The organism is Amniculibacterium sp. G2-70 (assembly GCF_014353055.1).
GTDB lineage: Bacteria > Bacteroidota > Bacteroidia > Flavobacteriales > Weeksellaceae > Amniculibacterium > Amniculibacterium aquaticum.
Genome location: NZ_CP060698.1, coordinates 909609 through 921403, shown reverse-complemented (window position 1 = coordinate 921403; position 11795 = coordinate 909609). Strand labels below are relative to the sequence as shown.

Genomic DNA, 11795 nt, shown 5'->3' with positions numbered 1-11795 from the left:
ATAAATTTATGAGATGGAAACAAAAATTCAAGATGTATTGAGTATATTTGTTTCCATCTCATTTTTATTTAGATATCATGATAACACTATTATCCGAACAATTTTCATTAGTAAACATCTGGATTAATGAACTGAGAAATGTCGAAATCCAAAAAGACCGTCTTCGCTTCCGAAGAAATATGGAGAGAATTGGCGAAATAGCGGCTTTCGAAATCAGTAAAAACTTGGACCATCGTGAGGTAGAAATTACCACACCACTCGATACAATATTGGTCAAAGAACTTCAGACCCAACCGGTTATTACGACCATTCTGAGAGCCGGTGTTCCGCTTTTTCAGGGGCTTCTGAATTATCTTGATGGAGCCGATTGTGGTTTTGTTGCTGCATACAGAAAGCACGATGCCAACGATTATTTCTCCATTCAACAGGATTATCTTACCTGCCCAAATATTGATGGAAGACCTCTAATAGTTGCAGATCCCATGTTGGCAACCGGAGCCAGTTTGGTGGAAGCTTTAAAAGATTTGTTAAATCATGGAGAACCTTCTCAACTTCATATCGTAGCGGCAATTGCTTCCAAACAAGGTGTAGAAACTGTCGTAAAAGCGTATCCCAATGCCCATATTTGGATAGGCGCAGTGGATGAAAAGTTGACTTCCAAAGGTTACATCACACCCGGATTGGGAGATGCAGGAGATCTTTCGTACGGTGAAAAGTTACAACGATAGGCTAATCCAAAGCCATTACCAAAACCGAAATTTTATTGTTGGAATTTTTTAGAAATTCCCAAGCGATCGCAGAAAGTGTATTTCCAGTGGTTAGGACATCATCGACTAATAGAATGTGTTGGTTTTCAATTTTTTGGGTTACTGAAAACAAACGATCCACTTCCGTTCTGTGATTTCTATCTTTTTTGGCTTGAGCTTGGTTGTAGAAATTTCTTTTCAATAAATCATTCTCCAACGGGATTCCATAATGTTCGGATAGGGTTTTGGCAAAAAGATGAAGTTGGTTGTAGCCTCTTTTCTTTTGTTTCTTAGGATGTAGCGGGACACTAACCAATAAGTCCGGTTTTTGTAGAAATTCTAAACGATCAAAAGTCCATTGGGCAATGTGTTTTCCAAAATATTCCTTATCTGCATATTTCAATTGATGAATGATTTTTTGCGCAAGATTGCCTTGTTCAAAATTCATCAAAGCAAAAGAATTTTCGATAGGGAAGTGGGTTCTGCATCTTTTAGAAAGATCATTTTCTTCTCCAAACCGATGATGGGTAAATGGGATTTGATAAAAGCACCCTTCGCACAACAAGTCTTTGCCATCAATAATCAGATTGCAATGCAGGCAACGGTTGGGGAAAAGAATGTCCAAAATCATTGATTAAAATTACACAAATATTATTATTTCAAAAGTTTATCTTTGTACCATGATAAGAATTACAAAAATTTTTTCGTTCGAGACGGCGCATGTCTTGTACAATTACGATGGAAAATGCAAAAATATGCACGGACATTCGTATAAATTATTTGTTACTGTAAAAGGAAATCCTATAAACGATGTCAACCATCCAAAAAATGGAATGGTTGTGGATTTTGGAGATATTAAAACGATTGTAAAACAAGAAATAATCGATGTTTGGGATCATGCCGTTTTGCTGAATGGAGATACACCGCATAGAGAATTGGGATTGGATTTGGAGAGCAAAGGTCACAAGGTTATTTTTTGTAACTATCAACCCACCTGCGAAAATATGTTGTACGACATCGCCTCAAAAATAAAATCCAAACTTCCGGACGGAATTTCTTTGGCTTATCTAAAAATGCACGAAACCGAAAACTCCTACGGAGAGTGGTTTGCTGAAGAAAATCCTTAATTTTTTTGTTAAAACTTATTATTCTGCCTATTTCATGAGGAAAATCGACCTGCAACCTGGAAAAAAAATCTATTTTGCATCCGATCAACATTTCGGAGCTCCCGACCAAATATCTTCTAAAATTAGAGAAGATCGATTTGTTCGTTGGCTGAATGAAATTAAAAAAGATGCCCAAATTGTTTTTCTCATGGGCGATTTGTTCGATTTTTGGCACGAGTGGAAACATGTAGTGCCAAAAGGCTATATCCGGGTTTTAGGGAAAATTGCCGAACTGAAAGATGCCGGAATTGAGGTTCATTTTTTTGTTGGAAACCACGACCTTTGGATGAAATCGTATTTTGAAGACGAACTATCGGTGCCGGTATATTTTGAAAAACAATACTACGAAATTGCGGGTAAACAATTTCTTTTGGCTCATGGCGATGGTCTTGGTCCAGGAGACAAGGGCTACAAAAGAATGAAGAAAGTCTTTACAAATCCCGTTGCACAATGGGCTTTTCGGTGGCTGCATCCGGACATCGCAATGAAAATTGCCAACTACATGTCCCAAAAAAATAAATTAATATCCGGTGAAGAGGATAAAGAATTTTTAGGTGAAGATAAAGAGTTTTTGATTTTGTATTCCAAAGAAAAACTGAAAACCCAGAAAATTGATTATTTCGTTTTTGGACACCGACACCTTCCCATGATTTTGGACCTCAATTCGTATTCCAAATACATCAATCTTGGCGACTGGATCGTCTATTTTACCTACGGAGTTTTTGATGGCAGCCAATTTAATTTAGAAACTTGGGAATCTTAATTTATGCAATCCGATATATTTTCAATACAGTCCGAAACCGATTTCGAACAAGCTTGTATTCAGACTTTTCAGTTTCAATATGAGCAGGTTGAGGTGTACAGGAAATTTGTAGATTTCCTGAATATAGATCCTAAAAAAGTGCTGCAAGTAGAGCAGATTCCATTTTTGCCCATCGAGATGTTCAAAAATCACCTTGTTTTGGATAAAAATTTCAGAGCCGAACGGTATTTTCAAAGTTCCGGAACTACAGCGATGCTCAATAGATCCAAGCATTGGATTGCTGATTTTCATTTGTATGAAGCCAGTATAGAAAAGAGTTTCGAGCAATTTATTGGTTCTCCAAAAGAGTTTGTATTCTTGGGATTGCTTCCAAATTATTCTGAAAACAACCATTCGTCATTGATTTATATGGTCGATTTTCTGATGAAAAAATCCCATCAACCCGAAAATGGATATTTCCTTTATAACCACGAAGATTTGCTCGGTATTTTAGAAAAATTATCTTTAACTGATCGAAAAGTGATTCTTTTTGGAGTTTCTTTTGCGCTTTTGGATTTTTTAGATTTTTGTAAAACAAAATACAAAATTTCTTTTCCCAACCTCATCATCATAGAAACCGGAGGTATGAAGGGACGGAAGAAGGAAATGACCAAAGACGAACTGCTTTATATCCTGAAAAACGATTTCGGAACGGATGCCATTTATTCGGAATATTCCATGACCGAACTTTTGTCACAAGCCTATTCTTTGGGGAATAATGAATACAGCTGCCCAGCTTGGATGCGTGTTTTGATACGAAATGTAGAAGATCCTTTTTCTTTTGTGAAAGAGGGCGCAACGGGAGCTATCAACATTATTGATCTCGCCAATATTCATTCCTGTAGTTTTATTGCGACACAAGATTTGGGGAAGATGAAGGATGGTAAGTTTCAGGTTTTAGGGAGAATTGACCATTCCGATGTTCGAGGATGCAGTCTTTTGGTTTCATAAAAAAAACTGTCCATTTCTGAACAGTTTCTTCTTATTTGTAAAAAATATTTTCGCCACTAAGCGTCAGTATATTTGTATTCGTTATCGGTATTTTGCATCAACGATTTATAGATGATTCCACCTACCACAGCACCAGAGATGGGGGCAGCCCAGAATAACCAAAGCTGAGAAAGAGCTTGTCCACCAACAAAAACAGCCTGAGAAAGACTTCTTGCAGGATTTACCGAAGTGTTGGTGATGGGTATGGAAATCAGGTGGATAAGCGTAAGGCACAATCCGATGGCAATGCCAGCAAATTTTCCGTTCGCAAATTTGTCAGTCGTCCCCATGATTACAATAACGAAAAACATTGTTAGTAAAAATTCGGTTAAGAAAGCCTGTCCCAAATCGTAACTTTTACCAAAATAAACAGCAGAATCGTAAAAATTCGAAGCAAAAGATCCTGCACTTCCATCGCCGACACCGCCATTGATGTAAGCCAGAGCGCCTGCAGCTGCAACAGCTCCAATGCATTGTGCAACGATGTAAGGGACTAATTCTTTGGAAGAAAACCGACCTCCTGCCAGCAATCCGAAAGAAACAGCGGGGTTGAAATGACCACCAGAAATGTGTCCCACAGCATAAGCCATGGTGAGTACCGTAAGCCCGAATGCTAGCGCTACTCCTAAAAGTAAAATTCCGATTTGTCCGTTGTCTGCCGGTGCAATGTGAGAAGCGAAAATGGCAGATCCGCAACCTCCGAATACCAGCCAAAATGTGCCGAATAACTCAGCCAATAATTTTCTAGTCATATTTGTGATTTTTATTGTTTGTCTTGCTAATGTAGTAAATAAATTTTAAAACAATAAAAAAAATACATTTTTATTAACAATTACATAACTGTGCGGAAGGTGAGAATCAAAAAAACTCCAAGAGCAAATCGTTCTTGGAGCTTTGTTGTTTCATGTCGAAGTTCAAATTACGAACACGATTCTTGTTTTACTTTTTGAAGATGCAACTTAACTTGGTCTATTTTATTTGAAAGAATTTCTTCCAATTCAGGATGAGTGATGCCTTTTTCAGGGTTGAAATTTTCAGAAAAATGGGGTAAAGAAAATTGATCAATGATGTGGCCTCCGTTGAATGGAAATCTTGTGGTAGCTACATCCAGTACCCCTTGCGCGCCTCTTGGTCCGTTGGAAGTTGCAAGTGCAAAAATATTTTTATCGCCAAATGCTTTTCGTCCCGGTATTCTGGAAATCCAATCAAATATATTTTTGAAAGCTGTGGTGTAGGTACCGTTATGTTCTGCAAAAGAAATGATGATAAGATCCGAAGCGTCAATTTTTTTAGCAAAATCGACCGCTAAATCCGGCACGCCGTTTTCGATCTCTCGATCCATACTATAAATGGGCATTTCGAAATGGTTAAGATCAACGAAGTCGATGTCTGCATTGTTAAACCTACTGCTAACATGTTGTACCAGTTGAGCATTGATGGATTTCTTGGAATTGGTAGCTGCAAAGGCTAATATTTTCATTTTTTTTATTTTTTTTAGGGTTCAAAACTAGGGATTTCCATTGGGATATCCATGATTAGGAATTCCGAATTGTCTATCGCTTCTATTGTGAAATCTTCGGTGTCCCAAACGCCAAGGGCATCTCTGGATTCAAGAATTTGATCTCCAATTTTTATTTTTCCTGAGATAACAAAAAGGTAAACTCCATTTCCTTCCTTGTTAATTTTGTATTTTTTCGAATTTCCATGATCAAAGTTGGCCCAATAAAACCAAGCATCTTGGTGGATCCAAACGCTGTTTTCTTGAGGATCTGGAGAAAGGATGACTTGGAAATCGTTATTGATTTTTCCTTTTTCAATGTTTTTTTGGTCGTATCTTGGATGGACATTCTGTTGTTTAGGAAATACCCAAATCTGAAGCAAACGGACAGGATGTTGTAAGCTTGTGTTTTTTTCACTGTGCATCACTCCGGATCCTGCAGACATAACTTGGATGTCGCCTTTTCGGATTATGCCGTTGTTTCCCATATTGTCGCCGTGTTCCAATTCGCCTTCCAACGGAATGGTAATGATTTCCATATTTTGGTGTGGGTGTTTGCTAAAACCCATGCCTCCTTGGACTTCATCGTCATTCAAAACCCGAAGGGTTCCGAAATTTATTTTTTCGGGATTGAAAAATCCTGCAAAACTAAAGCTATGGTGGGCTTTTAGCCAGCCGTGATCGGCGAATCCTCGGCTTGTAGAACTGTGAAATACGGTTTTCATACGGTATTCTTTTGATTTGATGATGCAAAATTACAACAAGTGTTCGTTGAGAATTGTTGATCTAGGATAAGAAATTAAGTGCTGTAGGTCAGGTATGTAGATAAAAAAAGTGCTGCCTTGTGTTAGAGCAGCACTTTCGTCTTAGTTTAATAATTTTTCTTCTTCATCTGTGTTTCGAGGACAAAGTTAGAAATTTGAGATCCATTATTTTACGGGAAACCGTAAAAATGGCAAATTTCTTTGAATTTTGTTTAGCCTTATTGTACAGAATAGTTGTAGTCGGCATACCAATATCCATTAACACTAGGGTTAACGGTTGTTTTTTGACCTTGGTTGTCGTAAACTGTAATTTCTGCATTTAGATTATCCTGACCGCTCCAATCGCCATGCGAAATGTATGCTGAAGAGTCTTTGAAACCATATATCGTCTTTTCTGAATGGTGGTTTAGGTTTGTTTCATTAGGGTTTTGGGTATAAGTAAAAGTCTTATCAAACCATTTGTTGCTTGCTATACTTCTGAACTTTAACTTTACCTCAATTTTTGAAATTTTGTTGTTATAGTTAGCCGTTGCGTTCAGGTCGTTTATTTTTACTTGTCCTACATAGTGCGAGTTGCTATCTGCTTTATAAATCGTGAAAATTAGATTCGGTATTCCGTTGATCGTCATCGGGGTATTTACGATGATGTTGAAACTCTTGATTTCCGTTTCGTTGCCGAATTCGTCTTGAGCTTGAATGTTGAGGGTGTAATTTCCTATTTCTAAAGTTTCAAAGTTGAAATTAAATGCTCCATTGTTCCCTAAAGCATACGGAACAAAGGTATTGTTGGTGGTTTGTATGCCTGAATTGTTGTTGTTGGACGCAGATGAAATCCAAGTTTTGTACTTTATAGATGTATTGGTGTTGTTTGGAGATTTTTTTATAATTCCAGTAATGTTAAGATTGGAATTGATAGGTACAGCTGTTGAGTTGATTTGAATGTTTTCAAAAGAAATTTGTCTCTTTTTTACTTCATGTTGTATTTCGTAATCTTTAGAAGTTGTGGAGTTTCGGATGGTATAATCAAGTTTTTGTTGGCCAGCGATAGTTGTGTTTAGGATTACATTGAATTCATCCAAATTATTGATGGGGTAAAATTGACCCAAGCTTGCGTGTGCTCCATTGTACTTGATGTTTCCAGAATAATTATTGAATCTTATTTCGTAACCGGTTGTGGGTTGGTTGTTTCCAGGAACAATCTTCATGGTGTATTGGGAGCTGTCTCCTTGGTAGGTCTCCGTAATTCCTCCTGTATAGGTATGTGTGAAACTGGATACTCCATATTTTAATAGAAAATCTTCTTGAATGCTAAATTTCTTATCGTTGAAGACTGTGATTTTTAGCTGGTGCTCTCCAGGGGCATTACCAACATATTCAAAAATGTTATCACTTTTTGTAAATGTATATTCTTGATTGGGATTAAGAATTTTATTGTTCAGTTTTAAAACTCCTGAAAGAGTATTGTCAAATTTAAATTTTGTAGGAAGAGCGTTAAAGTTGTATTGGGTTTTTAGATTGAACTTTAACGATTGAGCTTCTCCCATCCCTTTTTCACTGAATTGATAATCTCTATCTACGGTTAACCTAAATTGTACATGGTTTTCCCAATCGCCATCTTCTCTACACGATTGAAGAAACGATAGGCTGAGAAGGGTAAGGAAAAAATAATAAATATTTTTCATGAATGATTCGTTTGTTTTTAGTTTAAGTTGTATTTCAATCCTCCAAAAATTCCAAATTTCGATTTAGAAAAATCACTTTTTAAATCAAAAAATTGACTGTAGTCGGCAATAATGGAAAATCTACGATTGATATTGTATTCCACTTCTAAAGCTCCACTAACACCGTAGATCATTCCTTTTACTTTAGATGGAATTGGTGCGTGGTATTTGGAGTCGTACTCTTTGCCTTCATTGATTTTTTCATAGCCTCCATAGAGACCTAACCAAGCATTTATAAAAAATGGAGAAAACCTTTCGAAACTGTAACCGGCAGACACACCGGCTCCGTATTTTTCATAAGGTAAAGACTGATTGTCAATGTAAGCAACCTTGTAATTCTGATAAAAAACTTCAGATTTCCCCAGAAATCCTTGGTCTCCAAAGACCTTGCCGTATCCCGCTTTTATCATGCTTCCATTATTGGTGAAGCCGTATTGAGCATGGATGGAAGCTTGATTTTTTCTTCTGCCTTGAGCTTGGAGACTGATGGTGATTAATACGAATAGGGCGGTGAAATATTTATTTTTCATGTTGATGGTTTAGTTGATGAATTCAGCTTTTTCTAGAAATTTTGATTTTATGTCCAAAGCTATTTTTCTTCCACCGTTCTTTTCAGTCATGACGAATTGTAGATTCTTTTGATCGATAAGCACCGTTTTATCAAAGATATAAACCATTTTGGTGAAGGTGTTATTGGGTAGTTGCTCAGGCTGATAACTGAAAAGAGGGAAAATTGTTTTTACCGTAAACGGCTCTTGGGCGAAAATGTTTTTGGGTTGGTCTGTGCTTGAAATAAAAGATGCCTCTTCAATATGATAACTGCTCGTGGTTTTGTTATCAAATTCTAGCATGATGAAAATTTGATTTTGATTAAAATAAACACCTTTTACAAAACCTTCTATTCCGTCCATGTAGGCAGAATTTCTATTGTTGATCCAACCTTTCTGACCCAACAGCTTATCCGTAATTTGATGATAGTTCGAGCTTTTAGACTCTGTTTTTTCAGAAGAAATTAGAAGTTTCGCTTTTTCTTCTTTTTGGGAAGTAGTACTTTCTTTATTTTCTAAAGATTGATTCGTGAATTGGGGTTGAAAGCTGGTCGTACTGATGTTGAGATGATCCTTGGCCGGTGTTGCAGACGGAGTTACTGGTGAGGCACTGCTTTTTTTATTGGTTTTGAAAGTAATGGTAACGGTAGTGCTTTCAGTATCGGAATCTTGAATAACTTCGTAGTTTTGGTTGCTTTTTTTTGCAACCATTACAGCCGATTTGGATTTAGCTTTTAATGTTTTATTGCTTTTTTTGGTAATTAGAGATTTTTTAGCAGATTTAACTACTGCTTTTTTCTTCTTTACAGACTGTGAGTTTGCCATCACCCCAAATAGGAGCAATGATGAGAATAAAATTTTTAACATGGTTAAGGCTTTAGTTTTTACTAGTTTGGATACGGAAAAGATAACTTGTGGTTGATCTATTCCCGTATTCGGAGCGCAAAAATACTATGTTTTAAATAAAAAAAATACGGGAAACCATAAAAAAATAAACTTTATACAATTCCCAAGTCTTTACAGAAAGAAATAAGTTGCTCGTTACTCGAAAGGTGAAGGGATTTTCGGAGTATGTTTAATCGTTTTTCGATAGAACTTAAGCTGTTGGGTTTTAGGTTTTTATCTTGAAGTAGGGTAGGGATGTCCTTTTGCGCAACTCCTTGTGAGATGAGTTGGAGAAGGGTGATGTCGTAATTTGTAAACTCATAACTATTCATCTTTTTAAAAGAATTTCTGGTCTCGGATGAGATGTATTTTTCTCCCAAATATACTTTTTCGATGGCTGTTTTTAGTTCCTTCATATCGTTTCTCCCCTTGTGTACAAAAGAATCAATGCAATATTCTTGAAATAAATTTTGAATAATACCGTCTTTTTTTTCTGCTGAAAAAACAATAATTTTTGTTTCCGGCTTCAATCTTTTTACTGCTTTTATCAAATCAAAACCCGATTTTAGATTCTGTTCGTTTTCATCTTCATCAAAAGACAGATCCGTAATCAGAACTTCATAGGGTTGTTTGGCTTCTATCGCTTGGTAGATTTTATGATAAGCATCATCGCAATAACTGGAATATTGTGTTTGGTGTATTTGCAATTCGTGCAGTGCTTTTTGAATGGACAGATTGGTACTTTGGTAGTCTTCTGCAATAATGATTTTATGAAACATGATTATCGTATTGGAAAGTTGAAATTTATTTTAAATCCTTTGGTTTTTGTGTCACTGTCGGGGATGTTTAGTTTTCCGTGGTGTTTTTTTATGCGATCTAGAAGGTGCTTCAGCCCATTGCCAAAAGTTGTGCTTTGGTTGAAGATGCCTTCGCCGTTGTCGTTAAAATTCACCTCTAAATGTTCATTTTTTATTTCAAATTTCAAAACAATTCTGGATGCATTTCCATGTTTTTTTGAATTGATGAACAATTCTTGAATAATGATGTAGAGGTCGTTGTGGATTTTTTGAGGGACTTGTTTCCAAAGGCGGTCTTCGTTTCCAATAACAAAGACCTGTAAGTTTTCATTTTGGAAAGTTTCTGCCACTTCAGAGATTTGCTCTTTGATGTGGTCCGGAGCCAAAGGCAGGTGTCCATCATAAGAAATATCTCTGGATTTTTGGTACATCTTTTCCAATTGATCCATCAATTCATTTTTTTCTAAATCTTCTCGATGTTCCAAGGCAGACATCATTTGGTACAAACCATTGGCTACCACATCGTGCACTTTTTTGGAAGTGGACAGTCGTTCCTCTTTAATTTTATTGTCTGCAATCAGTTTTATTTTCTTTTTTCTTGCTCGAAGCCAGATGTAGCCACCCGTAGTGGTGCTAACCAACAATAAAGCAACAAAAAATAAAAGTACATTTTTCTGACTGATGTCTTTTTCAAGTTTCAGATTGTCACTCAGGTTTTTTTCACTTTCATATCGGATGATGGCAAATTGATTTCTCGATTTATTACCGTGGACGGCAATGCTGTCGGATATTTTTGAGAATTTGACAAAATATTTCTGAGGCTGTGGATCGTATTTGATGATGTTTTCCAAAGCTTCCAATTCATCCGTTGGCGATTTAAGTTTTTTAGAGACCTCGTACATTTTTTTTGCAAAATACAATGCCGAGTCCGATTTTCTATCTTCGTAATATTCAGAAAGATAACAGTAAGTTGCCGCCAATCCCCATGAGTCCTCAACTTTTTGATAATGTCTTTCGGCTTCTCTTAAATTTTGTGTTGGGTTAATATTCGGTTGATCATGCCAAAGATAACGGGACTGGTTGATTAGGGCTTTATAATAATTTTCATTGTCTTTAGATAGTCCATAAACCACAAGATTTTGGATGTCATGCGCTCTTTTGAATTCTTTCTTTTTGAAGTAAACAATGGCCAAATTGTGCATGCTTCTCAATCTCTGTATGTCTTCCTGGACAAATGCCAATGATTTCAAATACAACTTCTCGGCCTCATTATAATTTTTGAGACTTGTAGAATTGGTTCCTAAATTAATATAATTGTCAAAAAGCAACTCGTAGTGGTCTTTTTCATTTTCATGCAAAAGTTTTATGGCAGCAATACTGGTCTCTATGCTGCCCAGATTATCACCACTGTATTCTTGGATGATGGCCATTTCGGTTAAGCATCTCGAAGCCCAAATGCTGTCTTTGTTGTTCAGATACCCGTCTTTGGCAAGGTTGAATTCGTAAAATGCTTTTTCATCTTTCCCTTCATTGACATGCTTTGTGGCTTTTTGATAGAGCGAGTCAATTTTCTTTTTTTCGATGAGATTAGGATTGGTTTTCTTAGTGCACGAAATGACTGTGTACGATGAAATGATCAGGAAAATAATATTAGTCCAGATCGATGTTTGTTTTTTTTGTAAAATGAAATTTCTGTAAGAAATCATCTTCAGTGTTGGGTTTTCAGCAAGTTAACCATCGGTAAAAGTACAATTCTATTTCTTTTTATGCAAATGTTTAATTTTTATTTGTTTTTAAGAGGTGTGTTGGTTTTCTGCATAAGATTCATCCAAATGCAATTCGTTTTTTTATTCTTAATTTTGCAAACCGAAAAAAGGA

The 11795-nt window shown here is 36.4% G+C and carries 13 protein-coding genes; 4 read left to right on the top strand and 9 right to left on the bottom strand.

Annotation, left to right across the window (positions count from 1 at the left end; genetic code table 11):
* Nucleotides 1–77: 77 nt before the first annotated feature.
* Nucleotides 78–728: a uracil phosphoribosyltransferase gene (gene upp, locus H9Q20_RS04205; RefSeq protein ID WP_124642354.1), complete on the top strand. Its 651-nt coding sequence runs from the start codon at nt 78–80 to the stop codon at nt 726–728.
* A 1-nt stretch (nt 729) separates the two neighbouring features.
* Here the strand turns inward: upp and H9Q20_RS04200 are convergent, their stop codons facing one another.
* Entirely contained in the window at nt 730–1377 is a 648-nt protein-coding gene (locus H9Q20_RS04200; RefSeq protein WP_124642356.1) for a ComF family protein, read from the bottom strand.
* 49 nt (nt 1378–1426) lie between these two features.
* Between H9Q20_RS04200 and H9Q20_RS04195 the strand changes: the two genes are divergently transcribed.
* From H9Q20_RS04195 to H9Q20_RS04185, 3 genes are read left to right on the top strand one after another with little or no spacing between them, the layout of a single operon-like run.
* Nucleotides 1427–1873: a 6-pyruvoyl trahydropterin synthase family protein gene (locus H9Q20_RS04195; RefSeq protein ID WP_124642358.1), complete on the top strand. Its 447-nt coding sequence runs from the start codon at nt 1427–1429 to the stop codon at nt 1871–1873.
* A 34-nt stretch (nt 1874–1907) separates the two neighbouring features.
* Complete coding sequence (locus H9Q20_RS04190; RefSeq protein ID WP_124642360.1) at nt 1908–2675, top strand: UDP-2,3-diacylglucosamine diphosphatase; 768 nt, start codon at nt 1908–1910, stop codon at nt 2673–2675.
* A 3-nt stretch (nt 2676–2678) separates the two neighbouring features.
* On the top strand, nt 2679–3665 hold the full coding sequence (locus H9Q20_RS04185) for an acyl transferase (protein ID WP_124642362.1): 987 nt from the start codon (nt 2679–2681) through the stop codon (nt 3663–3665).
* A gap of 56 nt (nt 3666–3721) precedes the next feature.
* Here H9Q20_RS04185 and aqpZ read toward each other — a convergent pair whose 3' ends face one another.
* The 8 genes from aqpZ to H9Q20_RS04145 all read right to left on the bottom strand — a co-directional run bounded on the left by aqpZ (nt 3722) and on the right by H9Q20_RS04145 (nt 11623).
* Nucleotides 3722–4456, bottom strand: coding sequence for an aquaporin Z (aqpZ, locus tag H9Q20_RS04180; RefSeq protein ID WP_187478363.1), 735 nt, complete (start codon nt 4454–4456; stop codon nt 3722–3724).
* Nucleotides 4457–4623: 167 nt separating this feature from the next.
* Nucleotides 4624–5184, bottom strand: a complete 561-nt coding sequence (locus tag H9Q20_RS04175) for an NADPH-dependent FMN reductase (protein WP_187478362.1) — start codon at nt 5182–5184, stop codon at nt 4624–4626.
* A 14-nt stretch (nt 5185–5198) separates the two neighbouring features.
* The gene (locus H9Q20_RS04170; RefSeq protein WP_124642366.1) at nt 5199–5927 is read right to left on the bottom strand and encodes a pirin family protein; all 729 of its coding nucleotides are present in this window, start codon (nt 5925–5927) and stop codon (nt 5199–5201) included.
* Nucleotides 5928–6184: 257 nt separating this feature from the next.
* Nucleotides 6185–7648, bottom strand: coding sequence for a hypothetical protein (locus H9Q20_RS04165; protein WP_124642368.1), 1464 nt, complete (start codon nt 7646–7648; stop codon nt 6185–6187).
* 17 nt (nt 7649–7665) lie between these two features.
* Nucleotides 7666–8217, bottom strand: coding sequence for a hypothetical protein (locus H9Q20_RS04160; protein ID WP_124642370.1), 552 nt, complete (start codon nt 8215–8217; stop codon nt 7666–7668).
* 9 nt (nt 8218–8226) lie between these two features.
* On the bottom strand, nt 8227–9102 hold the full coding sequence (locus H9Q20_RS04155) for a DUF4138 domain-containing protein (RefSeq protein ID WP_187478361.1): 876 nt from the start codon (nt 9100–9102) through the stop codon (nt 8227–8229).
* Nucleotides 9103–9233: 131 nt separating this feature from the next.
* Nucleotides 9234–9899 (bottom strand): response regulator, encoded by a 666-nt coding sequence (locus tag H9Q20_RS04150; protein ID WP_124642374.1) that lies wholly within the window; start codon nt 9897–9899, stop codon nt 9234–9236.
* A gap of 2 nt (nt 9900–9901) precedes the next feature.
* Nucleotides 9902–11623, bottom strand: coding sequence for a tetratricopeptide repeat-containing sensor histidine kinase (locus H9Q20_RS04145; RefSeq protein ID WP_187478360.1), 1722 nt, complete (start codon nt 11621–11623; stop codon nt 9902–9904).
* Nucleotides 11624–11795: the final 172 nt, after the last annotated feature.